Here is a 24,246-nt window from a genome sequence, read left to right on the forward strand (position 1 = left end):
GCGTACGGTCGGGGCATGAGCGCAGGGGTGGTGGCCATCGCCGTCGTACCGGACCGGCGGACCGGGACGTCGCTGTGGGAGCTGTACGAACTCTCCCTGGCGTGCGGGGTCTTCGGCATCCCGCACCCCGACCTGGCCGACCCCTGGTACCAGCTGCGGCTCTGCGGGGACTCCGGCGACGGCGGGATCTTCTCCCTGCGCACCACCCACGGTCTCGACGGCCTCGTCGGCGCGGACACCGTCATCGTGCCCTCCGTGCCCGACGCGGTCGTGGAGGAGGGCGAGGAGGTGCCGGCCGAGCTCGTCGAGGCGCTGCGCGCGGCGGCCGCCTCCGGCGCCCGGATGGTCTCGCTGTGCACCGGCGCCTTCGCGCTCGCGGCCGCCGGGCTGCTCGACGGCCGCCGGGCCACCGCCCACTGGCAGCACACCGCGCAGCTGGCCGCCCGGCACCCCGGGGTGATCGTGGACGACTCGGTGCTCTACACGGACGAGGGGACGGTCCTGACGAGCGCCGGGGCCACCGCCGCGCTCGACCTCTGTCTGCACCTGGTGCGCACCGACCTCGGCGCGGCCGTCGCAGGACAACTCGCCCGCCGCCTCGTCGTCCCGGCCCACCGCCCCGGCGGCCAGGCCCAGTTCATCGAGGCCCCGCTCCCGCCGAGCGACGACGACAGCCTGGGACCCGTACTGCAGTGGGCGACCGAGCACCTGGCCGAGCCGCTGACCGTGGAGGAGCTGGCGCGGCGGGCCCGGATGAGCCCGCGCACCTTCCACCGGAGGGTGCGCGAGGAGTACGGGACCACCCCGCTGCAGTGGCTGCTCCAGCAGCGCGTGGCCCGGGCCCAGTCCCTGCTGGAGTGCACCGACCTGCCCGTGGAGCTGGTCGGTGACCACAGCGGTCTGGGGTCGGCGGCGAACCTGCGCCGCCACTTCACCCGGGCCGTCGGGGTGTCCCCGTCCGGGTACCGGAAGGCGTTCAGGCCTTCGGGGCCACCTTCGAGAGACCGTTGATGATGCGGTCCATCGCGTCGCCGCCCGTCGGGTCGGTCAGGTTGGCCAGCATCTTCAGCGTGAACTTCATCAGAACCGGGTGCGACAGGCCGCGCTGGGTCGCGATCTTCATGATCTTCGGGTTTCCGATGATCTTCACGAAGGCGCGGCCGAGCGTGTAGTACCCGCCGTAGGTGTCCTTGAGGATCTTCGGGTAGTTGTGCAGGGCCAGTTCGCGCTGGGCCGGGGTCGCGCGGGCGTGCGCCTGGACGATGACGTCGGCCGCGATCTGGCCCGACTCCATGGCGTACGCGATGCCCTCGCCGTTGAACGGGTTGACCAGGCCGCCCGCGTCACCGACGAGCAGCAGGCCCTTGGTGTAGTGCGGCTGGCGGTTGAAGGCCATCGGCAGCGCGGCGCCCCGGATCGGGATCGTCATGTTCTCCGGCGTGAAGCCCCAGTCCTCCGGCATCGAGGCGCACCAGGCCTTGAGCACCTCGCGCCAGTCCAGCTCACGGAAGGCGGAGGAGGAGTTGAGGATGCCGAGGCCGACGTTGGACGTGCCGTCGCCCATGCCGAAGATCCAGCCGTAGCCCGGCAGCAGACGGTCCTGCGGGCCGCGCCGGTCCCACAGCTCCAGCCAGGACTCCAGGTAGTCGTCGTCGTGGCGGGGGCTGGTGAAGTACGTCCGTACGGCCACGCCCATCGGCCGGTCCTCGCGCCGGTGCAGGCCCATGGCGAGCGAGAGCCGGGTCGAGTTGCCGTCGGCGGCGACGACCAGCGGCGCGTGGAAGGTGACCTCGCGCTTCTCCTCGCCGAGCTTGGCGTGCACGCCGGTGATGCGGCCGGTGCGGTCGTCGATGATCGGGGCGCCCACGTTGCAGCGCTCGTACAGCCGTGCGCCGGCCTTCTGCGCCTGGCGGGCGAGCTGCTCGTCGAAGTCGTCCCGCTTGCGGACGAGTCCGTAGTCGGGGTACGAGGCGAGGTCCGGCCAGTCCAGCTGGAGCCGGACACCGCCGCCGATGATGCGCAGGCCCTTGTTGCGCAGCCAGCCGGCCTCCTCGGAGATGTCGATCCCCATGGAGACGAGCTGCTTGGTGGCGCGGGGCGTGAGCCCGTCGCCGCAGACCTTCTCGCGCGGGAACGCCGTCTTCTCCAGGAGCAGGACGTCGAGCCCCGCCTTGGCCAGGTAGTACGCCGTCGTCGATCCCGCCGGGCCCGCCCCGACGACGATCACGTCTGCGCTGTGCTCGGAGAGGGGCTGCTCGGTCACGGCGATGTCTCCCGAAGGTCGAGGGGTGAGGGGTCAGGCGGCGTGAGGCACGTCGGCTGAAGTCTAGGAGAAGAGTGCTGGGCGTCCGGGGCCCGGGGCGTTCAGTCCTTGAAGCCCCGGTGCAGGGCGACGATGCCGCCCGACAGGTTCCGCCAGGCCACCTTCGACCAGCCGGCCTTCTGGAGCAGACCGGCGAGGGTCGGCTGGTCCGGCCAGGACCTGATGGACTCGGCGAGGTAGACGTACGCGTCCGGGTTGGAGGAGATCGCGCGGGCCACCGGCGGCAGCGCGCGCATCAGGTACTCCTCGTAGACCGTGCGGAACGGCGCCCAGGTCGCGTGCGAGAACTCGCAGATCACGACCCGCCCGCCGGGCTTCGTGACCCGGTACAGCTCGCGCAGGGCCGCCTCGGTGTCCTGGATGTTGCGCAGACCGAAGGAGATCGTCACGGCGTCGAAGACGTCGTCGCGGAACGGGAGGCGCATCCCGTCGCCGGCCGTGAACGGCATCCACGGGTGCCGCTTCTTGCCGACCTGGAGCATCCCCAGGGAGAAGTCGCACGGCACGACGTACGCCCCGGCGCGGGCGAAGGGTTGTGAGGAGGTCGCCGTCCCGGCCGCCAGGTCCAGGATCCGCTGCGCCGGGCGCGCGTCGACGGCCTTGGCGACCTCCTTGCGCCAGCGCCGGTCCTGCCCGAGCGAGAGCACGTCGTTGGTGAGGTCGTAGTTGGCCGCCACGTCGTCGAACATCGAGGCGACTTCGTGCGGCTGCTTGTCCAGGGATGCGCGGGTCACCGGCGTTCGGCCTCGCAGACTCGGGTACGGACGGACCCGCCCATTCTCGCAGGCGGCGGAGGGAAATCGACGGCGGGCATGCCCGTGCGTACGACGACCCGGCGGACGGGCCCCGACTGCCGTCCTGGCGGGACGCGCACGCTCAGCGGCGGCGGAAGACGAGGCGGCCGTCGAGAACGGTCGCGACGCAGGTCCGGGCGCCCCGGGCGAGGAGTTCGGACTCGTCGGCGACGGCGAAGACGGCGAACCGGGCGTGGTTGCCGGCCGCCAGCTGGTGCAGGTGCACCACGGGGATGCCCGTCGCGTACGGATCGAGCGCGGGGACTCCTTCCGGCGGTGCCGGGGCCCGGCCCGCCCGGATCAGTCCCGACCTGCGCACCGCCTCCTGGACCGCCGGGCGCTCGTACGCCCCGGCCACCGCGACCGTGCCGTGCGCCAGCATCCGCTGGAGGCCGCGCCGGGCGCTCGCTCCCCAGCGCGCCTCGTCCATGGCGAGAGCGGTGAGCGCCTCGCCCGTGACCGGCTCGGTGCCGAGCTCGTCCGCCTCGCGCGGGTCCGGGTGGTAGGCGCGCTCGAGCAGCTCGGGTCCGAACGGGTTGAGGAGCGCGCGGGTCAGGACGCCCGGCCATCGCCGCACACGTGCCTGCGGGTGGGCGGCGGACACCTCCTCGTACGGGCCGACGGCCGCGAGCTCCGCGCCGCGGACGACGACGGCGCCGCCGGGCACGGGGGCGCGGCCCCCGCCCGGCAGCACCAGGTCCGCCGCGTGGATCGTCAGCACGGAGGCGTCAGTTGGCGTTCAGGAGCTTCAGCTCCGGGTGCGCCGTGCCGCCCTCGATCGCGGTGGAGGAGATGTGCGAGGCGACGCGCTCGTCGACGGGGTCGTTCGCCGGGTCGTCGTGGACGACGAGGTGCTCGTACGTCGTGGAGCGCTGCGCCGGCACCCGGTCCGCCGTACGGATCATGTCGATCATCTCGCGCAGGTTGGAACGGTGCTTGGCCCCCGCGGACGAGACGACGTTCTCCTCCAGCATGATCGATCCGAGGTCGTCCGCGCCGTAGTGCAGCGTCAGCTGGCCGATCTCCTTGCCCGTGGTCAGCCACGAGCCCTGGATGTGCGCGATGTTGTCCATGAAGAGCCGCGAGATCGCGATCATCCGCAGGTACTCGAAGAGCGTGGCCTGCGTGCGGCCCTTCAGGTGGTTGTTCTCGGGCTGGTACGTGTACGGGATGAAGGCCCGGAAGCCGCCCGTCCGGTCCTGCACGTCACGGATCATCCGCAGGTGCTCGATGCGTTCGGCGTTCGTCTCGCCGGTGCCCATCAGCATCGTGGACGTCGACTCCACGCCCAGGCCGTGCGCGATCTCCATGATCTCCAGCCACCGCTCGCCGCTCTCCTTGAGCGGGGCGATCGCCTTGCGCGGGCGCTCCGGCAGCAGCTCGGCGCCGGCGCCGGCGAAGGAGTCGAGACCGGCCTTGTGGATGCGGGTGATCGCCTCCTCGACGGAGACGCCCGAGATACGGGCCATGTGCTCGACCTCGGACGCGCCGAGGGAGTGGATGACCAGCTGCGGGAAGTCCTTCTTGATCGCCGCGAAGTGCTTCTCGTAGTACTCGACGCCGTAGTCCGGGTGGTGGCCGCCCTGGAACATGATCTGGGTGCCGCCCAGCTCCACGGTCTCCGCGCAGCGGCGCAGGATGTCGTCGAGGTCACGGGTCCAGCCCTTGGCCGTGTCCTTCGGCGGGGCGTAGAAGGCGCAGAACTTGCAGGCCGTCACACAGACGTTCGTGTAGTTGATGTTCCGCTCGATGATGTACGTCGCGATGTGCTCCGTACCGGCGTAGCGGCGGCGGCGTACGGCGTCGGCGGCCGCGCCCAGCGCGTGCAGCGGCGCCGAGCGGTAGAGGTCGAGCGCCTCCTCGGGGGTGATCCTGCCACCCTCTGCGGCGCGGTCGAGGACGGACTGAAGGTCGGCCTTCTCGGTCACCGGCTGAGTCCCTTTCGGAGGGTGGAATCTAAGGACCGAACCAGCCTACGCCAGCGCTTCTCAGGACTTCCGCAGGGTGCCGCTCGGGCGGCCCGCGGCCGCCTCGTCCGAGCGGTAGCGGAGCGTCCCGTCGGCGGCGAGGGTGAGGGTGAAGGAGGACTCGCCGGTGGTGCACAGCCCCTCGGTGCCGGGGCGGTCGGGGTCGGTGCGGTCCTCGATCCGGAGTTCGGTGGCGGTGGCGGAGGCGAGTGCGCCGATGCCGTGGCACCGCACGGTGGTGCCGAGAAGGCTGATCGTGTGGGTGGTGCGGACGACGTCCTCACCGGTACCGCCCCTGGTCACCACGGCGGTCAGGTCTCCGTGCGGCGAGCCGTTGCGCTCGGTGGTGGGCCCGGTCCAGGTGCCGACGAAGGCGGCGGGGACCGAGCCGACGGCCGGGGCGGTGGTCGCGGTGGTGGACGGCTTGGGCGTGGGGGTGGACGTGGGCCCGGTGGTGGGGGTGCGGTTCGTGGGCTCCGCGCCGGCCGGAGGGCTTGCCGTGCTCCCGCCCGTCCTGCCCGCGTCGGCGGCGCGCCGCCCGCCGGGCATCAGGTCGAAGAGGTACCCCGCCCCCAGGGTCACCGCGGCGAGCGCACCGGCGACCGCCAGCGCGACCGTGCAGCTGACCCGACGCCCCGCGGCGAGCGAGAGCGTGGCCTGCCGCCGCCGGGGTGCTTCACCTCCTGGGGCGGTGGAGTCCCGCACCCCGGCCGGGGTGCCCGGGCGGTGCGGCGGGTCCGGGGAGAACGTGCCGGCCGGGGAGAACGAGGAGAACGGCGGGCCGAAGACGCCCAACTCGGGAGCGGGCGGCCCGGGGTGGCCTCCCGGGCCGTCGGGCGTCAGGAAGGGCGGAGGGCCGTAGACCCCCGACGGCGGACCGGTCATGGGCCCCTCGGGGGCGGGTTCCCACGCCGAAGGCGCCGTGAAGGGCACGGGACCCGAGACGCTCGGATCCGCCCCGATCCCTCCCGTGCGCGCGTCGAGCTCCAGGATCTGCACGGCCGTTCGGCTGATCTGCTCCACCAGCGGGGTCGGCAGCCAGCCCGCCGCCACCAGGGCGGCCGCGCCCGCGGGGGCCAGCGTCGCCGCGAGCGCGGACGGGGCCGGGCGGGCGGCCGGATCCTTCGCGAGGCAGGACGCCACCAGCTCGCGCAGATCCCCCTCCAGCGCGCCCAGTTCGGGCTCCTCGTGGACCACCTTGTAGAGCAGGGCCGCCGAGGTGTCGCCGGGGAACGGCGGTGCGCCCGTCGCCGCGTACGCGAGGACCGCACCGAGCGAGAAGACGTCCGACGCGCCGGTCGCGCCCCGCCCGACGATCTGTTCGGGCGCCATGTAGCCGGGCGAGCCGATCGAGACCCCGCTCGCGGTGAGCGACGCCGTGCCGTCCGTGGCCCGCGCGATGCCGAAGTCGATGAGCCGGGGGCCTTCCAGGGTGGCCAGTACGTTCGAGGGCTTCACGTCGCGGTGCACCAGGCCGAGCGCGTGCACGCCCGCCAGCGCCTCGGCGAGGCCGGCGCCCAGTGTCCGTACCGTGTGCTCGGGCAGCGGGCCGACCGCCTCCACGGCCCGGGCGAGCGTCGGCCCGGCGACGTATCCGGTCGCGACCCAGGGCACGGGCGCCTCGGGGTCCGCGTCGAGGACGGGCGCGGTCCACCGGCCGCCGACCCGGCGGGCGGCCTCGACCTCGCGCCGGAACCGCGCCCGGAACTGCTCGTCCAGGGCGAAGTGCGGGTGCACGATCTTGACGGCGACGGTCCGGCCGCCCTCGTTGCGGGCCAGATAGACGCGGCCCATCCCGCCGGAACCGAGCCGGCCGAGGAGCCGGTAGGCGCCGATGGTCCTCGGCTCCCCTGCGTCGAGCGGCTGCATCTCTCCCCCTGGATGGACCGGAGCGTGAACCGGTCCGTGGACCGGAACGCGGACCGGCCCGGGTCGTGGGCCGACTGTGCACCGAACCCCGTAGGCCGACTGTGTCACCGAACCGTGGGCCGGATCACCACGATTCGGAACCGTACCCAGCCAACCGATCGCCCACCACGCCCCTCCTCCCTTCCGTAATCACCCGCCGTGTCCGAAAACACCCGGAGTCGCCCCATGTCCCGCCTCCCCAGGTTCCTCGCCACCGCCCTCGCCCTCGGTACGGCCGCCGCGCTGCTGACCGGCTGCTCGCAGGAGGGCGCGCCGGTCACGTTCGACACCCCCGAGTCGGCGTCGCGGGCCGGGGGCTCGGGCGCCGGGGGCGCCGGGGGCGCCGCGAAGAACGGGGACACGCGGGGCCCCGAAACGGTTCTCCCCACCGGCCCGAAGGCGCGTTTCACGACGGCGAACACCCTGGACGACGGCACCCGGATCGGCGTGACCACGCTCGCGGGCGCGAAGTCCGGTTTCACGGGCAAGGTGTGGGTGTGGGCGCCGAAGCAGTATTTCGACCCGAAGTACGCCGGCAGCGGCTTCCCGGTCCTCGTGGCACTGCCGGGCGGAAACGGTTATCCGATGAATTACTGGATGGGCACGGACCTCAAACTCCAGTCGAGCATCACCGCGTGGTCTCAGGAGGGAAAGAGCCTGCCGTTCATTGTCGTGATGCCCGTCCTCAACCCGGACGACAACTACTACTACGACGGCAGCGATATACCCGGGCAGCCGAAAATGGGCACCTGGCTCGCCGAGGACGTGCCCGATTTCGTCCGCGCGAATTTCCGCACCTTCGCCTCCCGCGACGGCTGGGCTTTCATGGGCTCGTCCTCGGGCGGCTTCGCCGGGCTCAAGGCCGTGCTCCAACGGCCGGACCGCTTCAAGGCGGTGATCGCGTCGGGCCCCGACACCGTCCCCGACTCCCCGCTGTGGGCGGGTCACGAGGCCGAGCGGCAGGCGAACAACCCGGAGAAACTGGCCGAGGCGCTCGGCGCGAAGCCGGACACGGAGCGGAACCGGGTCTATCTCGCGTTCCAGATAGGAACCGAGGAGTCCGGCATGGGCCGCCTGAAGTCCTTCATGAGGAACCACACGAAAGGCCCGGTGAAGACCCGGCTCCAGGTCATCCAGGGCGGCGGGCACAACGCCAGGAGTTACGTCCAGGGCATGGGGGACGGCTCGATCGCGTGGATCAGCCGGCAGATGCAGGGCCCGGTCCCGTCCCCCTGACCCGCCGGCGCGACCCCCCGCCGGCGCGTCGACCGACCCGCCGGCCCGTCGCCTGACCCGCCGCCCCCGTCCCTGTCCCGCCGGCCCGTCAGCGCCGCGCCGCGCCGAGCAGCTCGACCCGTACGTCCGCGGGGAAACCGGTCGTCGGACCGGTGCGGCGGGCGAACTCACGCACTCCCGCCATCTGCTCGGGACCGAACCGGAAGTCCAGGGTCCGGAAGTACCGCTCCAGGAGCTCGGCGTCGAAGGACTCCCAGCGGGCCGCCTGCTCGGCGACCTTGGTGACCTCCACCAGCGACAGGTCCCGCGAGGCAAGGAACGCCTGGTGGACCTCGCGCACGGTCTCCGGTTCGCGGGCCAGGAAGTCCTTGCGCGCCGCCCACACCGCGAAGACGAACGGCAGGCCCGTCCACTCCTTCCACATCAGCCCCAGGTCGTGGACCTGGAGACCGAGCCGCGGGGCGTCGTGCAGGGAGGCCCGCAGCGCGGCGTCGCCGATGAGGACGGCGGCGTCCGCCTCTTGCATCATCAGGCCGAGGTCGGGCGGGCACGTGTAGTAGTCGGGCCGTACGCCGTACTGCTCGGCGAGCAGCAGCTGCGCGAGCCGTACGGAGGTACGGGAGGTGGACCCGAGCGCCACCCGCGCGCCGTCGAGCCGCTCCAGGGGCCGCTGGGAGACGATCACGCAGGACATGACGGGGCCGTCGCAGCCCACGGCGATGTCCGGCAGGGCGACGAGACCGTCCGCGTTGCGGAGGTATTCGACGAGGGTGATGGGGCCGATATCGAGCCCGCCGCCCACCAGCCGCTCGCTGAGCTTCTCCGGTGTGTCCTTGGTCAGCTCCAGATCGAGCAGCGTTCCGGTGCGGGCCAGGCCCCAGTAGAGGGGCAGACAGTTCAGGAACTGGATGTGTCCGACGCGGGGCCGGCTGCGCTGGTGGTCATCGGTTGCATTGTCCACAGCGCGAGGCTAGACCCGTCTCGCACGGTGGACATCGCCGGGGCCACGCGTGGCGCGGACGTCAGCACATCGGGAGTTCGTCAAACGTGTGAGTGACGTGATCTTTCCCTCTAGTGCCACGCACACCCTGCGTGCTACGCTCATCGCAAGTTGCAGTTTGGTTTCCCTTGCAGTACAGAGCCTGCGGAGCATGTGACCCGCAGGCTTTTGTAGTTTTCAGACTTGTTTCAGGTTCTGGAGCAGGGCAACCCTTTGGCCCAAGGAGGGCTTATGGCTACCGGAACCGTCAAGTGGTTCAACGCTGAAAAGGGCTTCGGCTTCATCGCCCAGGACGGCGGCGGCCCGGATGTCTTCGTCCACTACTCCGCGATCAACGCGTCCGGGTTCCGCTCCCTCGAGGAGAACCAGGTCGTGAACTTCGACGTCACCCAGGGCCCGAAGGGCCCGCAGGCGGAGAACGTCACCCCGGCCTAAGTTGCCCGGGTCGGCGATCGCGCACGGCTAGAGAAGTACCCAAGGAGCCCCGCTCCGTGCTTTCGGGCACGAGCGGGGCTCCTGCCTTTTAGGCTGGACACATGACCGAACGGAAACCCCCCGGGGTCAGCTTCGAGTCGTTCGTGGACAAGCAGATCCGCGAGGCGACGGAGCGAGGTGACTTCCGGAACCTGCCCGGCTTCGGCAGACCGCTGGACGACGACAGCGCGCCGTACGACGCCCTGTGGTGGGTCAAGAGCAAGCTGCACCGCGAAGGCACCCCCGTCCTCCCGCCCTCGCTGGCGCTGCGCAAGGAGGCCGAGGACGCGAGGGAGGCGGTCGACCGGGCCGTCTCGGAGTCACAGGTCCGACGGATCCTCGGCGAGATCAACACCAAGATCGCCGCGGCTCTGCTCCGCCCGCCGGCGGGCCCGCCGCTGAACCTCAAGCCGTTCGAGGTGGAGACGGTACTGCGGGAGTGGCGGGCGACCCGGGCCGCCCGCGCCGAGCGTGACGACGAGGGCGCCCCGGGCACGTAGCGCGGAGGCGCTCCGGACCGCGATCCGGGAGCCGGCCACCACCGAGCAGGTGAACTCCCCGGCCTCCCGGCAGTCTCCCCGGCCTTTCTGACCCCGCCCGCGCCTCCTCGGTGGCCCACTGGAGGGAACACCGAGCGAGGAGTTGAGGGACATGAAGAGCGCCGACCTGCTGCTGGACGCGTTCGGGCGCGTCCAAGAGGCCGTACACGGGGCCGTCGAAGGGCTGTCGGAGGACGAGCTGGCGGAGCGGATCGACGAGGACGCGAACTCGATCGCCTGGCTGGTCTGGCATCTGACCCGCATCCAGGACGACCACGTCGCGGGCGTCTTCGGCACCGAGCAGCTCTGGACGGAGGACGGCTGGAAGGCCCGTTTCGACCTGCCCTTCTCCGCGCGCGCCACGGGTTACGGCCACTCGAGCGACCAGGTCGCCAAGGTCAGGGTCTCGGCGGAGCTGCTGCTCGGCTACTACGACGCGGTGCACGCGCGGTCCCTGGAACACCTCGGAGCCCTGACGAACGCGGACCTCGACCGCGTCGTGGACGAGGCCTGGGACCCGCCGGTCACGCTGGGCGTGCGCCTGGTGAGCGTGATCGCGGAGGACAACCAGCACGCGGGGCAGGCGGCGTTCGTCCGGGGTGTGGTGGAGCGGCGGGAACCCGTGTGACGCCTGTCGGCGCGGATTGCTATCCTCCGGCGATCAGATCACGTGAGGCGATGATCCGGATGGGGGGAAACCTCCGGCCGCCTCCGTTGCTTCCGACCGCCCGCGCGCCCGCCCTTCGCCGCGCCGTGCGGTCGCCACAGGGGAGGGCCTCCAGCCATGCGCCATCAGTCTCTTGCCGCACGCCGCAGATTCACCGTGTCGCTCGCCGTCGCGCTCTCCGCGACCCTGGGCGCCGCCCCGGCGGTCGCCGCCGACACGGCATCTGACGTCACGCCTGCCACCGCCGCCGACACGGCACCCGACGTCACACCGGCCACGGTCGCCGGGCAGCAGCAGGCGGTGGTCCCGTTCCCCAAGGGCGCCGAACTCGTGAGCGCGGGCAGGACCGGCTTCCTCACCTGGGGGAACGACGGCCACCCGGTTCCGGCCCGCTGGACCCGGTACGCGGACGGGTCGACGACCGACGTCACGGCGTCGTTCACCTTCGGCTCACGCGACTCCGACATGGTGGTCCAGGAGTCCGGCCGCTTCCTCTCCCTCCGGGACATGGAGACCGACTCCCGGGTCCTCTCCGTCGATCTGGAAGCCCTCGGCGGCAGAGCCCAGTTCGCCGGAGCCGTCCGCTCGACGCTCTTCGTCAGCTCGACGGACCCGGCGACCGGCCACAAGAGCCTCCGCCTGATCGAGAAGGGCGAGGACGGCGCCCTCGGCCAGCGCACGGTGACCGGCCTGCCGGCGAACACCGAATCCGCCTTCGTCGTGGGCGCCGCGGGCGGACACGCGCTGCTCTCGGTCACGACGGCCTCCCCCTCGACGTCGTCCTGGGCCTTGGTCGACCTCGCGACGGCGGCCGTCACCGAGATCCGCGAGACGATCAACGTCGCCGGGCAGCCCGCGCTCTCCTCCACCCACATCGCCTGGGTCGAGCAGACCGCCGTCCAGATGAAGACCCTCGTCGTCCTCGACCGCACGACCCGCGCCGTCCAGCGCATCCCGCTGGGCGCGACGGGCGACCTCACGATCGGCCTCGTCGGCAACTCGGTCGTCTACGCCCAGCCCGACGGTCTCCTGGAGCACAACCCAAGCCCGATGTACGCGCTCACCGCGCGCGACCTGACGGCGAAGACCACCCGCAAGCTCCTCGACACCGTGACGTCCCTCCTCCCCGGCCCGGACGGCACGCTGACCGTCCAGGGCGGCACGCTCGCCGGCGGCGAGGGGCTCTACCGCGTCTCCGGCGGGGCCGACGGCGTGCCCGTCGTCACGCAGGTCGCCACGAGCGGTGAGTCGACCAAGGTGACGCTGCTCGGCGACAGCATCCCCGCGACGATCGACCTGAGCCGGAACGGCGGCCGGGCGCGGCTGGAGTGGCGGCTCTCGCGCATCAACGTGGCCATGACCGTCATCCTGCGCAACACCCGTACCGGCGAGACGCGGACGGATGAAGTCCGCCCCCTCTCCGTCAGCTACGAGGACCCGAACCGCGCCTTCTACGACTGGGCGGGCGACGTGGCCTGGAACGGCACGCGCGACCTCTGGAGCGGGGCGACGGCGGGCCCGTACACCTGGCAGATCGTCGCCAAGCCGCTGAACGGCATCGGTCCCGACCTGAGCGCCTCCGGCACGTTCACCGTCACCCGCACGCCCGCGCCGCACGACTACGACAGCGACGGCTCCCCCGACGTGCTCACGCGGGACACGTCGGGACGGCTGTGGCGGGGCGACACGTTCTACCGCTCCGAGCTCGGCCAACTCGACCAGAACATCGGCGAACTCATCGGCAGCGGGTGGCAGACGTACGACCGCGTCGAGTCCACCGGCAACCTCGGTGGCCAGGCCACCGCCGACCTCGTCGCCCGGGACAGGGCGGGCGTGCTCTGGCTCTACCTCGGCAAGGGCGACGGCACCTTCGCCGCCCGCACGAAGATCGGCTCCGGCTGGAACACGTACACCCAGCTCGCCGCCGGCAGCGACCTGACCGGCGACGGACGTCCCGACCTCGTCGCCACCGACAGGGCCGGTGACCTCTACCTCTACACGGCCACCGGGAACTACAAGGCCCCCTTCTCCGCACGGAAGAGGATCGGCCACGGCTGGGGCATCTACAACGACCTCACCGCGACCGGCGACATCGCCGGAGGCCCCGCCGGGGACCTCGTCGCCCGCGACCGGGCCGGCGTCCTCTGGCTCTACCTCGGCAGGGGCGACGGCACCTTCGCCGCCCGTACGAAGATCGGCTCCGGCTGGAACGCGTACACCCACCTCGTCGGCGTCGGCGACGCGAACCGCGACGGCCGCCCGGACCTGTACGCGGTGAACACGGCCGACCCCCACGGCCCGGTCCTCTACAAGGGCACGGGGGACTGGCGCGCGCCGTTCCGCTCGCGCGAGCAGATCGGCGCGTACTCCGACGGCTCCGACCGCCGGTACGACCACTTCGCCTGACCTCCGACAGACGTCGGACGCTCGTACAACCCTTCGTATCGATCACGAGTCTGACCGGGCACGCAACCCCCGCTGCGCCCGGTCGCTTGAGAGGAACCCCCTTGATCCACGCTCGTCCCGCCCGTCGCCGCCTCGTCGCCGCCGTCGTCACCGTGCTGGCCGTCACCGCCGGCGGCGGCGCGCTCACCGCTCCGGCGGTCGCCGCTCCGGTCGTCGAGGCGGCCCACGCCACTGCGACGGCCGACGTGGCGCCGTTCCCGGTCAAGAGCACCATCTTCGGTGCTACCGAGACGGGCTTCCTGACCTCCGTGCAGGGCCCGCCGATGGATGAGTCCGGCCCCACCTACAGCGCCCACTGGGTCCCGGCCGACGGCTCCGCCGCGAAGGAGATCGGCTGGGGGTACACGAGCACGGGCTCGGGGAACCTGGTCGCCTCCTCGGGGACGACCGGAGCCTCGCTCACCGACATCGCGACGGGTGCGAAGTTCAAGTCGATCTCCTTCGGGACCGGCCACACCTACGCGGGCGCCGCCGGCAAGGCCCTCTTCACCACCGTGCTCAACGACAACGGCGACCGGCTCATCCACATGTACAGCGCCGCGAGCGCGTGGACGGGCAAGATGACCACCGGCCTCCCGGGCAACGCCACGGAGATCAAGGTCAGGCCCGGCACGGCCGCGCACGCCCTGGTGACCTACACCGTCGGCACGGGCTCCGAGGCCCGCAAGTACGCCGGTCTGCTCGACCTGACCACCAACGCGATCGCGGAGACGTACGAGGTCCCCCCGGTCGCGAGGGCGGGCAAGAGCAACCTCGCCGTCTCCGCCACGCACGTCGCCTGGGTCGAGTACGCCGGGGACTCCCTCGTCACCGTGGTGGTGGCCGACCGTGCCACCAAGGACGTCCAGGAGTTCGAGGTCGGCGAGGCCTGGCGCAAGGACATCGAGGTCGGGCTCGTCGGCGACTGGGTCACCTACGGCACCCGCAGCGGCCTCACGCAGGACATCGAGCCCGAGCCGCTGGCCGCCCTGACCGCGCGCAGCCTGAAGGACGGGACCACCACCCGCAAGCTCCTCGACCACACCCTGACCGCCGCCGTCGCGCCCGACGGCGCCCAGATGGTGCGCGGCGGTACCGTCGAGCAGGGCGAGGGCGTCTACCGGATCGCGCCGGGCGCCGACGGCACCCCGGCCGCCACCCTCGTCGCGAGCAGCGGCGAGCCCACCAAGGTCGCGCTGCTCGGCAGCAAGGTGCCCTCCGTGATCGACCTCGACGCCAACGGCGGCAAGGCGCGCCTGGAGTTCACGCTGTCCCGGTACAACGTGCGGGCCTCGGTGACCCTGAAGCACGTGCGGACCGGCCAGTCCACCGTCTGGGGCTTCGTGCAGCCGGAGAACGGCGTGCTGCGGTTGGACTGGACGGGCGACCTGGGCGCCAACGTCTTCGGCACGAGGAACGCGTACAACGGCGAGTACACCTGGACGGTCACCGCCGAGCCGATGAACGGCATCGGCCCGGCGATGCCGCCGAGCAGCGGCACCTTCACTGTCACCCGCAAGGCCGCCCCGCACGACTTCGACGACAACGGCTCGCCCGACGTGCTCGTGCGCGACAGCGCGGGCAAGCTGTGGCGCACCGACACCCACTACGACGCCACCAACAAGCAGCTGCGCCCGGCGGAGCAGACGCTCGTCGGCAGCGGCTGGAACATGTTCAACCAGATCGAGGCCGCGGGGAACATCGCCGGCAGCCCGGCCGGTGACCTGGTCGCCCGCGACACCACCGGCGTTCTCTACCACTACCTCGGCAAGGGCGACGGCACCTTCGCGAGCCGGGTGAAGATCGGCTCCGGCTGGCAGATCTACAACAAGATCGCCGCCGGCTCCGACCTCAACGGCGACGGGAAGGCCGACCTCCTCGCCACCGACACCAGCGGCGGGCTCTACCTCTACAAGGGCACCGGCAGCGCCACCGCGCCGTACGCCGCCCGCGTCAAGGTCGGCACCGGCTGGGGCATCTTCAACCAGCTCACCGCCGTCGGCAACATCGCCGGCACCGCCGCCGGCGACCTCGTCGCCCGCGACACCTCCGGCGTCCTCTGGCTCTACCAGGGCCGCGGCGACGGCACCTTCGCGCCCCGCACGAAGATCGGCTCCGGCTGGAACGCGTACACCCACCTCGTCGGCGTCGGCGACGCGAACCGCGACGGCCGCCCCGACCTGTACGCGTACGGTGCCAACGGCACGTACCTGTACAAGGGCACCGGCAGCGCGACCGCTCCCTTCGCCGCGAGGGAGTTCGCCGAGGTGCCCTACAACATGCCGCTGACGCACACGTCGGTCGTGTGACGAGAGCAAATCCGTATAACTGACGAACAGTTGTACAACCCTCCCCCGCGATCACGAGTCTGACCGGGCGTGGCGCATAACGCGCCCGGTCTCTCTGGGGGAGGACCTCTCTTGTTCCACGTACGAGCCGCAGCTCGCCATCGCCTCGCCGCCGCCGTGACCACGGTCCTGGCGGTCACGGCGGGCACGGCCCTGACCACGGCCACCCACGCCGGCGCAGCACCCACGGCGCCCGCCGGCGTCGTGCGGGCGGCCTCCGCCGCGCCCGCCGACACGCAGGACGCCGTCATCTCCATTCCCGCGACCTCCCGGATCGTCGGCGCCGGCCAGAGCGGCTTCCTGGCCGCCGAGGCCACCGACACGGGGCTCGTCTTCCGCTGGACGAGCACCGCGACCGGCACGACCACGGAGCTGCCGAAGCGGTACAGCGGGTACTACGCCAGCGGTACCGACACCATCGCGACCAAGGAAGACGCCAAGACCAGCTACCTGCTCCACGACATGGCGTCGCCCGGCAGCGCGCCGAAGGTCATCGAGCAGCCGGACACCCGCCTGCGGTGGAACGGGCTCGTCGGCCGGAGCCTCGTCTTCTCGTCCTGGGACTCGAACACCGAGCAGGGCGAACTCCGTCTCATCGGCGAAGGCATCGGCGAGGGCTCCGACCGGAAGGTGAAGGGCCTCCCGGCGAACCTCCGGTTCCAGGGCATGGAGCCTGTCTCGGCGACCACGATGGTGGTTCGGTACTTCGTGGACGATCCCGACGCGCGCCGCTTCCACCTCGCCGTCGTCGACGTCGCCACCGCCTCCGTCGTGGAGCAGCGCGAAGTCGGCCCCGCCGGGGCCGGCGCCGACGCGGCGGTCTCCGCAGACCGTCTGGCCTGGGTGGAGGGCGGGGGCCTGACGGCGGAACTGAAGTACGCCGCCCTCGGTGGGGAAGGCAGCGCTCCGGCCGTGAAGGCCCTCGACCTGGGCAACGCCAACAACACCCACGTCAGCTTCCTGGGCGACTGGCTGGCCTACACCCAGGTTCCGTACGCGCAGGTCATGCAACAGCCTTCCGACCGCTACGCGTTCACCGCGCTCAACGTCGTCGACAAGCGGACGGTGAAGCTGCTCGACCACGCCACGACCGCCGTCCCCACCCCCGACGGCGCCCTCCTGGTGCGCGGCGGCACCCTCGCCCAGGGCGAGGGCATCTACCGGGTCGCGCTCGGGGCGGACGGCACGCCCACGGCCACGCTCGTCGCGAGCACCGGCATGCCCACGGCGCTCAAGCTGGTCAAGACGGACGTTCCCGCGGTCGTCGACCTGGACAAGAACGACGGCTCGGCGAAGCTGAGCTGGACCCTCTCCCGGTACAACGCCAAGGGCACCGTGACGATCCGTCACAACCGTACCGGGAAGACGGCGCAGCGCGAGATCGCCGGCGCGTCGGTCACCCACGGCACCAGGGTCGTCGACTTCGCCTGGAACGGGCTCATCTCGCACCCAGGGGACACCTCTTCCTTCGCGCCGGCCGGCGACTACACGTGGGAGTTCGACGCCACTCCGCTCAACGGCATCGGCCCGGACCTCAAGGAGTCCGGCACCTTCAAGGTCACCCGCACGACGGGCCTGCACGACTACACGGACAACAGCAGCCCCGACCTCCTCTCCCGTGACGCCTCGGGCGTCCTGTGGCGCGACGACTCGGTCAAGGTGTCGTCCTCGTCGCAGGCGTACTCGACGGGCCGGGTGAAGGTCGGCGGCGGCTGGCAGATCTACGACCAGCTGGAGGCCGTCGGCAACCTCGCCGGCAGCGCGGCCGGCGACCTCGTCGCCCGCGACAGGACCGGCGTCCTCTGGCTCTACCAGGGCAAGGGCGACGGCGGCTTCGCGGGCCGTACGAAGATCGGCGGCGGCTGGAACACGTACAACAAGATCACCGGCGGCAGCGACCTCGACGGTGACGGCCGGTCCGACCTGCTCGCCACCGACACCACGGGCACCCTGTGGTTCTACAAGGGCACGGGCAACGCGGCCTCGCCGTTCGGCGCCCGTGTGAAGGTCGGCGGCGGCTGGGGCATCTTCAACCAGCTCACCGCCGTCGGCAACATCGCCGGCACCGCCGCAGGCGACCTCGTCGCCCGCGACACCTCCGGCGTCCTCTGGCTGTACGAGGGCCGGGGCAACGGCACCTTCGCCCCGCGTACGAAGATCGGCGGCGGCTGGGGTTCCTTCACCCACCTCGTCGGCATCGGCGACGGAGACCGCGACGGCCGCAACGACCTCTACGCGGTCGGAAGCTCGGTCTCGGTCTCCAAGTTCTACGCGGGCACCGGCAGCACGACCTCCCCCTTCAAGCCGGCCGCGTCCGGCGGCCTGCTCTGGAACTCGGGACCGGTCAACTCGGTGTTCTAGCCACCTGAGCCAGGGCGCCCGTACGGCACGGTCGCCCAGACCGTCTTGCCGACGCAGCGGTCCTTGACGCCCCAGGCACTGGCGAGGGCGGATACGAGCAGCAGCCCGTATCCGCCCTCGTCGGGCACGGCCACCGGCCGTGGTGCGCGCTCGCCCCGCGCGTCCGAGACCTCGATCCGTACGTGGTCGTCCTCCCGCTCCATCCGTACCTCGAAGTCCCTGCCGGACACCCGCCCGTGGATCGCGGCGTTGGTGGCGAGCTCGGCGACGACCAGCTCCGCGGCGGAGGGATCGGGTACGCCCCAGTCCCGCAACTGCTGCACGGCGAAGAGGCGGGCGAGCCGGGCGCCGCGGCGGGTCGCCGACAGGCGCAGGACGAATTCACCGGTGGGGGTGGCGTTTTCGGACTTCATGAGGCCGAGCCTGGCGCCCCGGGCCTACCCTGACCAGCAGCGACGCTACGACGCCGAGTGACGGTACGGGTACGCCAAGAGGGCGGTACGGATGTCGGGGAACCAGGAGGAACGGCCGGAACGGCCGTCCGAGGTCGACGGTACGGCGCACCTGTTCAGTGCGCTCGGGAAGATCATCAAGGTGCTGCGGAGGAACGCCGGCCTGAGCCAGGCGGACCTGGCGGCGGCCACACACTGCAGCGAGGACCTGGTCTCGTCGGTGGAGCGGGGCGTACGGACGCCCCAGCCGGACTTCCTGGTACGGGCGGACGAAGCGCTGGGGGCGGGCGGCGTCCTGACGGCGGCGGTGGACGACGTCCGGGAGGCGCTGGCGCGGGCGCGGACGCGGCATCCGGACTGGTTCCGGCGTTTCGCCGACGCGGAGGCGCAGGCGGTGGCGCTGCACTATTACGCGGTGCAGGCGGTGCCGGGCATTTTGCAGACCGAGGCGTACGCACGGTCTCTCTTTGCCCACCGCCGTCCCATGCTCGACGAGGAGACGGTCGAGAAGCGGGTGACCGACCGGCTCGCGCGGCAGAGCCTGCTCGACAAATGGCCCGCACCGACCATCAGTTTCGTGCTGGAAGCGGCCGTACTGTTGCGGCCGTTCGGCGGACCGGAGGTCCACCGAGAGCAGTTGCGCCGCATCTTGGAGATCGCCGGACGCCGAACGATCGACCTCCAGGTCATGCCTCAGGATGGATACGAACACCCCTACTTGGACGGGTCCTTCACGCTGTTGACGCCACGCGGACGGCGGGAGGTCGCGTACACCGAGATCTACGGGCACGCGCGGCTGATCACCGACCCGGAAGAGGCACGCACCTACGCTGAACGCTATGGGATCATCCGGGCGCGGGCGCTCACGCCTGAAGAGTCGCTCGCATGGGTCGAGAAGATGCTGGGAGAGCGATGAACACCATGGATCGGGCCTGGTTCAAGAGCAGTTACAGCAGCGCCGAAGGCGGAGAGTGCATCGAGGTCGCGTACGACTGGCCGCAGTCCTCCTCCAGCACCGCCGAAGGTGCCGCCACCGTCCACGTCCGTGACTCCAAGGTCCCCCACGGACCCCGGCTCGCCGTCGCGCCGGCGGCGTGGGTGGCGTTCGTGGCGTACGCCGGAGTCTGACGTCCCGCCGGCCGGCGCGCTTCAGAACGCGAAGACGACGCCCGTCTTCGCGTTCAGCTCGCACGCGTTCCCGAACGCCTTCTTCCAGGCGACCGGCACGTTGTCGAACGTGCCCTGCGCCTCCGCCACCACCGGTTCGTAGATCATCGGGCACACCATGTCGGCCTTGCCCGTCAGCCTGTCGAAGTCGCCGGCCGCCTGGTCCAGGGCGCCGCACGCGGTCTCTGCCTGGGGGTGGTTGCCGCCGGTGGGGCCGCATCCGAGGTAGACCTCCTTCGTGTCGCCGGTCGCGCCGGAGGTGATCGTGAGGAAGATCCGCGTGGGCGGGGTCGGCGCGGCGTCCGCGGCGCTCGCGAGGCCGAGGCCCGCGACGGTGGCCGTGGCCGTGGCCACGGCGAGGGGAAGGGTGCTCTTCATGTCCCGGGCAACGAGGCGCGCCCGACCCCGGTCACTAAGCTCCACCCACATGACCGGGAAGTTCATCCTCTTCGACGTCGACGGCACACTGATGGACGCCGTCGCCAACCAGCGCCGCGTCTGGCACGACTGGGCGGCCCGTCACGGACTCGACGGGGAGGAGGTGTACGCGGTCGCGCTCCGTACCCGGCCCGTCGAGACCTTCGCCGCCGTCGCGCCCGGCCTCGACCCCGACGCGTGCCTGGCGCTGCTGCACGAGCTGGAGGACGCGGACGTACGGACCGGTACGTACTCCGCCTTCGCGGGCGCGGCCGAGCTTCTGGCCGCGCTCCGTCCGGGCTCCTGGGCGCTCGTCACCTCCAACTACGAGCACCGGGTCCGGGGCCGTTTCGAGCGCACCGGGCTCCCGCTCCCCCACCTCGTGGTGGACGCGGCCTCCGTCGCCGAGGGCAAGCCGTCCCCGGCGCCGTACCTGCTGGCGGCCGAGAAGCTGGGCGCCTCACCCGCCGACTGTCTGGTGATCGAGGACGCGCCGTCCGGTGTCCGCTCGGGTCTCGACGCCGGCATGACGGTGTGGACGGTCAACGCTCCGGCGCCGGCGGCTGGTGCGCACCGCCACTTCGCCACCCTGGCCGAGGCGGCTCCCGAGATCCTCGCCTTCTCCCTCCACGCGACGGTCTCTTGATCGTCTTCGGGGCGGCGCCCTAGGCTCTCGTGCCCATGGAACGGGGAGAGCGGGACCAGGCGCGGCGGGGACGGCTCCGCAGGGCGGTCGGACATCGTGCGACCGTGGCCGTGGCGGCGGCCCTGGCGGGGCTGGCCGTTCTGGCCGCGGTGTTCGTCGTGCTGCCCGGTGTGGTGGTCGACCACGATCTGGCCGGGGCACGCGTCGCCGCGCAGGACCGGCTGAAGGCGGTGAACGACGTCCGCACGACGCTGCTCCAGGTGATCGGCGGCATCGTCCTGCTCTTCGGCGCCTACGCGACATGGCGCCAGCTTCGGGTGAGCCAGGAGGGCCTGCGCGCCACCCAGGAGGGTTACGTGACCGACCGGTTCAGCCGAGCGGTGGACCAGCTCGGCAGCGACAAGCTGGATGTCCGTATCGGCGGACTGCACGCCCTGTGGCGGATCGCGGAGCAGTCCCCTCGCGACCGGGAGGCCGTCATCTCGATCCAGGCCGCCTATCTCCGTACCCATCTGCCATGGCCGCCCTCGGCACCGGAGTCGCCCGCACCGGACGTGCACATCAACGACATGGCCCCGTTGGAGACCCGTACGGCCGACGCCCAGGTGGCGCTGACGGCGCTCGGCGTCCTGTGTCAGCACCGGGAGCAGTCCTGGGTCAACCTCAGCAGCACCGACCTGCGCCGGGCGGACTGCGACGGGCTGTGGTTTCCCGAGGTCAACCTCGACCGCGCTGTCATGGAGGCTGCGAGTCTTTACCGCGTCAACCTGACCCAGGCGTCCCTGGTCTCGGTCGACCTGCGGCACGCCGATCTCACGACCGGGATCCTGCGGCGTGCCCGCTGCGTCCTGGCCGACATGCGGGGCGCGAAACTGGTCGGGACCGATCTGCGGGACGCCGACTTCACGGAGGCCGATCTGCGCGAGGCGAATCTGCGGAAGGCCGATGCGCGCGGCGCGGTCCTCTCCCGTGCCGACCTCCGGCTGGCGGATCTGCGCGGGGCCGACCTGAGTTCCGCCGATCTCACGGAGGCCCGGCTGACCGGCGCCCTCGCCAGCGAGCGCACACGCTGGCCCGCCGGCTTCGACCACGGGGCCGCCGGAGTCGTCGACACCGAGGACCCCGGCCCCGAGCCCTCGCCCCTGCTCCAGCCGCCGGGGGTGACGTGGCAGGCGCCGCCGCTGCGGTCCACGGCGTGACCGTGGCGACCGACGGTGAGTCAACACGTCGTTCATCTCAGACCTCTGACGGCGGCCCGAAGACGGGTACGGCGAGCTCGCCCTCCGCCCGGAACGCGACCTCCAGATCCATCCCGATCCGGAGGTCCGCCTCCGGCACGCCCACGATCTCGGTCATCATCCGGGGGCCCTCCGCCAGGTCGACCACGGCCGCCACGTAGGGCACGCGCTCGCCGAAGGGCGGGAGGTCGTTGCGGTGGACGACCGACCAGGTGTAGAGCGTGGCCCGGCCGCTCGCCCGCTCCCACGCCACGTCCTCGCTCCAGCAGTGCGGGCAGAACTCGCGCGGGTAGTGGTGCGCCCGGCCGCACACGGCACAGCGTCTGAGCAGCAGGCTCCCCTCCCCCGCCGCCTGCCAGTACGGGCGGGTGAAGGCGTCGACGTCGGGGTCGGCGGCCGTCATCAGAAGAGTCCGATCGCGTGGTCGAGGGACCAGGTCTGCCAGGACATGGCGAAGAGGGCGACGAGCGAGATGAGCGCCATCATGGCGTTCTGCCCCTGCTCGGCCCAGTCGTGGATCATCAGGCCGAGGTAGAGGAGGTTGAGGAGCAGCCCGCCGACCAGGGCGATCGGCGTGAGGAGGCCGAGGGTCAGGCCGAGGCCCAGGGCCAGTTCGGCGTACACGACGACGTACGCCATCAGCTTGGGGCGGGGGGCGACGACCGACTCGAAACCCCGCTTCACGAAGGGCCACCGGTGCTTTCCGGCGACGTCGGCCGCCCAGGCGATGCCCGTGCCGCGCTCGAACCAGCCCTTCTTGTCCTTGTGGCGCCAGCTCTCCAGCCACCAGAGGCCGAGGCCGATGCGGAGGACGGCGAGCCATTCGGCGCCGGTGAGCCAGACGGTCTGCATCGGTCGGTACCTGCCCCTCCTCGATCCTGATCTGACGGTACGTCAGTTCAACGGATGGGCCGCCGTCTGCGCAAGACCCGCGCACGCCCCCGCAGATCCCACCCACGCGTGACCGTTTCGCAACCGATTCCCCTCTTGACCGAGACCCAACAAGTGAGCGCGCCGTTACGCTGAGCACTCATGGCCAACACCCCCCATTCCAGACCCGCTCCACCCGAACGGCCCGATCACCCGGTCTACGTCATCGGAGGCGGACCCGGCGGGCTCGCCGTCGCCGCCGCGCTGCGCGCGAAGGGAGTCCGGGCCGTCGTCCTGGAGAAGTCGGACGCCGTGGGCGCCTCGTGGCGCTCCCACTACGACCGGCTGCGACTGCACACCACCCGGCGCCTCTCCGCGCTCCCCGGCCTGCCCATGCCCCGCTCCTTCGGGCGGTGGGTCGCCCGCGCGGACGTGGTGCGGTACCTGGAGAAGTACGCCGAGGTCCACGAGCTGGAGATCGTGACCGGCGTCGAGGTCACGCAGGTCGAGCGGGCAGGCGAGGACTGGCTGCTGCACGCGACGGGCGGGCGCCGGCTGACCGGGCGCGCCGTCGTCGTCGCCACCGGGTTCAACCACACCCCGCGCATACCAAAGTGGCCGGGCCTGGACGCGTACGGCGGCGAGCTGGTGCACGCCAGCGCGTACCGCAACCCCGCGCCGTACGCAGGACGGGACGTCCTCGTCGTGGGCGCCGGGAACACCGGCGCCGAGATCGCCGCCGACCTCGTCGAGGGCGGCGCGGCGCGGGTGCGGCTCGCGGTGCGCACGGTGCCGCACATCGTGCGCCGCTCGACGGCCGGCTGGCCGGCGCAGCGCACGGGCATCCTGGTTCGGCGGCTACCGGTCCGCCTGGTCGACAGGGCGGGCGGACTGATGGCCCGCGTCGCCGTGCCGGACCTCTCGGCGCACGGTCTGCCGCGGCCGGACACCGGGCTGTACTCCCGGGTGCGGGAAGGGGCGATCCCGGTGCAGGACGTCGGGCTGATCGACGCCGTGCGGCAGGGGAAGGTGGAGATCGTGGGCGCGGTCGAATCCTTCGACGGCGACAAGGTCGTCCTGGCCGACGGCTCGGCGATCACTCCGGACGCCGTGATCGCGGCGACGGGCTACCGCAGGGGTCTGGAGCCCCTCCTCGGCCACCTGGGCGTTCTCGACGACCGAGGCCGGCCGGTGACGCACGGGCGGCGGACGCCGCGTGAGGCGCCGGGGCTCTACTTCACGGGGTTCACGAACCCGATCAGCGGGATGTTCCGCGAGATGGCGATCGACGCGGAGAAGATCGCGCGGGCGATCGCGCGGCAGCCCCGCCGCTGACCCGCGTCAGGTGCGATCGCCCCGCCGGGCGGAACGATCGCCCCTGGCGGGGCACGCGC

At 71.8% G+C, this 24,246-nt stretch carries 23 protein-coding genes; 13 read left to right on the forward strand and 10 right to left on the reverse strand.

Translation table 11 applies throughout. The annotated features are described in order from the left end of the window. The first annotated feature begins 15 nt into the window (after nucleotides 1–15). Nucleotides 16–1,011 (forward strand): helix-turn-helix domain-containing protein, encoded by a 996-nt coding sequence (locus ACZ3IJ_RS19520; protein ID WP_467469767.1) that lies wholly within the window; start codon nucleotides 16–18, stop codon nucleotides 1,009–1,011. Here ACZ3IJ_RS19520 and ACZ3IJ_RS19525 read toward each other — a convergent pair. The 5 genes from ACZ3IJ_RS19525 to ACZ3IJ_RS19545 form a co-directional block, all read right to left on the reverse strand. Further along, entirely contained in the window at nucleotides 977–2,263 is a 1,287-nt protein-coding gene (locus ACZ3IJ_RS19525; RefSeq protein WP_391800493.1) for a geranylgeranyl reductase family protein, read from the reverse strand. The two genes, ACZ3IJ_RS19520 and ACZ3IJ_RS19525, sit on opposite strands and share 35 nt — an antisense overlap. Nucleotides 2,264–2,364: 101 nt before the next feature. Beyond that, the gene (locus ACZ3IJ_RS19530) at nucleotides 2,365–3,057 is read right to left on the reverse strand and encodes a demethylmenaquinone methyltransferase (RefSeq protein ID WP_467469769.1); all 693 of its coding nucleotides are present in this window, start codon (nucleotides 3,055–3,057) and stop codon (nucleotides 2,365–2,367) included. 142 nt (nucleotides 3,058–3,199) lie between these two features. Then, a complete protein-coding gene (locus ACZ3IJ_RS19535) occupies nucleotides 3,200–3,838 on the reverse strand; it encodes an imidazolonepropionase-like domain-containing protein (protein ID WP_467469771.1) in 639 nt (212 codons plus the stop codon). Between the two features lie 7 nt (nucleotides 3,839–3,845). Further along, nucleotides 3,846–5,045 (reverse strand): cyclic dehypoxanthinyl futalosine synthase, encoded by a 1,200-nt coding sequence (gene mqnC, locus ACZ3IJ_RS19540; protein ID WP_467469773.1) that lies wholly within the window; start codon nucleotides 5,043–5,045, stop codon nucleotides 3,846–3,848. Nucleotides 5,046–5,105: 60 nt separating this feature from the next. Beyond that, nucleotides 5,106–6,953 carry a protein kinase domain-containing protein gene (locus ACZ3IJ_RS19545; RefSeq protein ID WP_467469775.1) on the reverse strand — a complete coding sequence of 616 codons (1,848 nt, stop codon included), beginning with the start codon at nucleotides 6,951–6,953 and terminating at the stop codon, nucleotides 5,106–5,108. A 225-nt stretch (nucleotides 6,954–7,178) separates the two neighbouring features. Here ACZ3IJ_RS19545 and ACZ3IJ_RS19550 point away from each other — a divergent pair, with 225 nt between their 5' ends. Next, nucleotides 7,179–8,228 carry an alpha/beta hydrolase gene (locus ACZ3IJ_RS19550; RefSeq protein WP_467469777.1) on the forward strand — a complete coding sequence of 350 codons (1,050 nt, stop codon included), beginning with the start codon at nucleotides 7,179–7,181 and terminating at the stop codon, nucleotides 8,226–8,228. Nucleotides 8,229–8,316: 88 nt separating this feature from the next. On the opposite strand, the gene ACZ3IJ_RS19555 is transcribed toward ACZ3IJ_RS19550, so the two are convergent. Further along, a complete protein-coding gene (locus ACZ3IJ_RS19555; protein ID WP_467469779.1) occupies nucleotides 8,317–9,189 on the reverse strand; it encodes a menaquinone biosynthetic enzyme MqnA/MqnD family protein in 873 nt (290 codons plus the stop codon). Nucleotides 9,190–9,459: 270 nt separating this feature from the next. Here ACZ3IJ_RS19555 and ACZ3IJ_RS19560 point away from each other — a divergent pair, with 270 nt between their 5' ends. From ACZ3IJ_RS19560 to ACZ3IJ_RS19585, 6 genes are all read left to right on the forward strand, one after another. Further along, nucleotides 9,460–9,663, forward strand: coding sequence for a cold-shock protein (locus ACZ3IJ_RS19560; protein ID WP_003967102.1), 204 nt, complete (start codon nucleotides 9,460–9,462; stop codon nucleotides 9,661–9,663). Nucleotides 9,664–9,764: 101 nt separating this feature from the next. After that, the gene (locus tag ACZ3IJ_RS19565) at nucleotides 9,765–10,202 is read left to right on the forward strand and encodes a DnaJ family domain-containing protein (RefSeq protein WP_467469781.1); all 438 of its coding nucleotides are present in this window, start codon (nucleotides 9,765–9,767) and stop codon (nucleotides 10,200–10,202) included. 151 nt (nucleotides 10,203–10,353) lie between these two features. Then, on the forward strand, nucleotides 10,354–10,869 hold the full coding sequence (locus tag ACZ3IJ_RS19570; RefSeq protein WP_467469783.1) for a mycothiol transferase: 516 nt from the start codon (nucleotides 10,354–10,356) through the stop codon (nucleotides 10,867–10,869). 156 nt (nucleotides 10,870–11,025) lie between these two features. Further along, nucleotides 11,026–13,314 (forward strand): FG-GAP repeat domain-containing protein, encoded by a 2,289-nt coding sequence (locus ACZ3IJ_RS19575; protein ID WP_467469785.1) that lies wholly within the window; start codon nucleotides 11,026–11,028, stop codon nucleotides 13,312–13,314. A 101-nt stretch (nucleotides 13,315–13,415) separates the two neighbouring features. Beyond that, the gene (locus tag ACZ3IJ_RS19580; RefSeq protein WP_467469787.1) at nucleotides 13,416–15,662 is read left to right on the forward strand and encodes an FG-GAP repeat domain-containing protein; all 2,247 of its coding nucleotides are present in this window, start codon (nucleotides 13,416–13,418) and stop codon (nucleotides 15,660–15,662) included. Between the two features lie 111 nt (nucleotides 15,663–15,773). Then, nucleotides 15,774–18,062, forward strand: a complete 2,289-nt coding sequence (locus tag ACZ3IJ_RS19585; protein ID WP_467469789.1) for an FG-GAP repeat domain-containing protein — start codon at nucleotides 15,774–15,776, stop codon at nucleotides 18,060–18,062. Here ACZ3IJ_RS19585 and ACZ3IJ_RS19590 read toward each other — a convergent pair. Continuing rightward, on the reverse strand, nucleotides 18,059–18,475 hold the full coding sequence (locus tag ACZ3IJ_RS19590) for an ATP-binding protein (protein WP_467469791.1): 417 nt from the start codon (nucleotides 18,473–18,475) through the stop codon (nucleotides 18,059–18,061). The genes ACZ3IJ_RS19585 and ACZ3IJ_RS19590 overlap by 4 nt on opposite strands. Nucleotides 18,476–18,566: 91 nt before the next feature. Between ACZ3IJ_RS19590 and ACZ3IJ_RS19595 the strand changes: the two genes are divergently transcribed. Together ACZ3IJ_RS19595 and ACZ3IJ_RS19600 are read left to right on the forward strand one after the other, a co-directional pair. Beyond that, nucleotides 18,567–19,430 (forward strand): helix-turn-helix domain-containing protein, encoded by an 864-nt coding sequence (locus tag ACZ3IJ_RS19595; RefSeq protein ID WP_467469793.1) that lies wholly within the window; start codon nucleotides 18,567–18,569, stop codon nucleotides 19,428–19,430. Beyond that, the gene (locus ACZ3IJ_RS19600; RefSeq protein WP_467469795.1) at nucleotides 19,427–19,642 is read left to right on the forward strand and encodes a DUF397 domain-containing protein; all 216 of its coding nucleotides are present in this window, start codon (nucleotides 19,427–19,429) and stop codon (nucleotides 19,640–19,642) included. The genes ACZ3IJ_RS19595 and ACZ3IJ_RS19600 overlap by 4 nt, the downstream gene beginning before the upstream one ends. Nucleotides 19,643–19,663: 21 nt before the next feature. On the opposite strand, the gene ACZ3IJ_RS19605 is transcribed toward ACZ3IJ_RS19600, so the two are convergent. After that, on the reverse strand, nucleotides 19,664–20,059 hold the full coding sequence (locus ACZ3IJ_RS19605) for an SSI family serine proteinase inhibitor (RefSeq protein WP_467469797.1): 396 nt from the start codon (nucleotides 20,057–20,059) through the stop codon (nucleotides 19,664–19,666). A gap of 49 nt (nucleotides 20,060–20,108) precedes the next feature. On the opposite strand from ACZ3IJ_RS19605, the gene ACZ3IJ_RS19610 reads away from it, so the two are divergent. Further along, complete coding sequence (locus tag ACZ3IJ_RS19610) at nucleotides 20,109–20,744, forward strand: HAD family hydrolase (RefSeq protein WP_467469799.1); 636 nt, start codon at nucleotides 20,109–20,111, stop codon at nucleotides 20,742–20,744. A gap of 110 nt (nucleotides 20,745–20,854) precedes the next feature. Further along, entirely contained in the window at nucleotides 20,855–21,943 is a 1,089-nt protein-coding gene (locus tag ACZ3IJ_RS19615) for a pentapeptide repeat-containing protein (protein WP_467470262.1), read from the forward strand. A gap of 37 nt (nucleotides 21,944–21,980) precedes the next feature. On the opposite strand, the gene ACZ3IJ_RS19620 is transcribed toward ACZ3IJ_RS19615, so the two are convergent. Both ACZ3IJ_RS19620 and ACZ3IJ_RS19625 read right to left on the reverse strand, forming a co-directional pair. Then, nucleotides 21,981–22,385 carry a Zn-ribbon domain-containing OB-fold protein gene (locus ACZ3IJ_RS19620; RefSeq protein WP_467469801.1) on the reverse strand — a complete coding sequence of 135 codons (405 nt, stop codon included), beginning with the start codon at nucleotides 22,383–22,385 and terminating at the stop codon, nucleotides 21,981–21,983. Then, nucleotides 22,385–22,834, reverse strand: coding sequence for a DoxX family membrane protein (locus tag ACZ3IJ_RS19625; protein ID WP_467469803.1), 450 nt, complete (start codon nucleotides 22,832–22,834; stop codon nucleotides 22,385–22,387). The genes ACZ3IJ_RS19620 and ACZ3IJ_RS19625 overlap by 1 nt, the downstream gene beginning before the upstream one ends. A gap of 180 nt (nucleotides 22,835–23,014) precedes the next feature. On the opposite strand from ACZ3IJ_RS19625, the gene ACZ3IJ_RS19630 reads away from it, so the two are divergent. Continuing rightward, nucleotides 23,015–24,187, forward strand: coding sequence for a flavin-containing monooxygenase (locus ACZ3IJ_RS19630; protein ID WP_467469805.1), 1,173 nt, complete (start codon nucleotides 23,015–23,017; stop codon nucleotides 24,185–24,187). Nucleotides 24,188–24,246 lie beyond the last annotated feature (59 nt).

Source organism: Streptomyces sp. NPDC013317 (assembly GCF_055563155.1).

What these genes read in the sequence shown, in the direction of transcription:
- ACZ3IJ_RS19600 (WP_467469795.1), top strand. Translation starts at nt 19,427, where the DNA reads ATGAACACCATGGATCGGGCCTGGTTCAAGAGCAGTTACAGCAGCGCC.
- ACZ3IJ_RS19595 (WP_467469793.1), top strand. Translation starts at nt 18,567, where the DNA reads ATGTCGGGGAACCAGGAGGAACGGCCGGAACGGCCGTCCGAGGTCGAC.
- ACZ3IJ_RS19520 (WP_467469767.1), top strand. Translation starts at nt 16, where the DNA reads ATGAGCGCAGGGGTGGTGGCCATCGCCGTCGTACCGGACCGGCGGACC.
- ACZ3IJ_RS19625 (WP_467469803.1), bottom strand. Translation starts at nt 22,834, where the DNA reads ATGCAGACCGTCTGGCTCACCGGCGCCGAATGGCTCGCCGTCCTCCGC.
- ACZ3IJ_RS19570 (WP_467469783.1), top strand. Translation starts at nt 10,354, where the DNA reads ATGAAGAGCGCCGACCTGCTGCTGGACGCGTTCGGGCGCGTCCAAGAG.
- ACZ3IJ_RS19575 (WP_467469785.1), top strand. Translation starts at nt 11,026, where the DNA reads ATGCGCCATCAGTCTCTTGCCGCACGCCGCAGATTCACCGTGTCGCTC.
- ACZ3IJ_RS19560 (WP_003967102.1), top strand. Translation starts at nt 9,460, where the DNA reads ATGGCTACCGGAACCGTCAAGTGGTTCAACGCTGAAAAGGGCTTCGGC.
- ACZ3IJ_RS19605 (WP_467469797.1), bottom strand. Translation starts at nt 20,059, where the DNA reads ATGAAGAGCACCCTTCCCCTCGCCGTGGCCACGGCCACGGCCACCGTC.
- ACZ3IJ_RS19630 (WP_467469805.1), top strand. Translation starts at nt 23,015, where the DNA reads ATGGCCAACACCCCCCATTCCAGACCCGCTCCACCCGAACGGCCCGAT.
- ACZ3IJ_RS19550 (WP_467469777.1), top strand. Translation starts at nt 7,179, where the DNA reads ATGTCCCGCCTCCCCAGGTTCCTCGCCACCGCCCTCGCCCTCGGTACG.
- ACZ3IJ_RS19565 (WP_467469781.1), top strand. Translation starts at nt 9,765, where the DNA reads ATGACCGAACGGAAACCCCCCGGGGTCAGCTTCGAGTCGTTCGTGGAC.
- ACZ3IJ_RS19620 (WP_467469801.1), bottom strand. Translation starts at nt 22,385, where the DNA reads ATGACGGCCGCCGACCCCGACGTCGACGCCTTCACCCGCCCGTACTGG.
- ACZ3IJ_RS19545 (WP_467469775.1), bottom strand. Translation starts at nt 6,953, where the DNA reads ATGCAGCCGCTCGACGCAGGGGAGCCGAGGACCATCGGCGCCTACCGG.
- ACZ3IJ_RS19590 (WP_467469791.1), bottom strand. Translation starts at nt 18,475, where the DNA reads ATGAAGTCCGAAAACGCCACCCCCACCGGTGAATTCGTCCTGCGCCTG.
- ACZ3IJ_RS19610 (WP_467469799.1), top strand. Translation starts at nt 20,109, where the DNA reads ATGACCGGGAAGTTCATCCTCTTCGACGTCGACGGCACACTGATGGAC.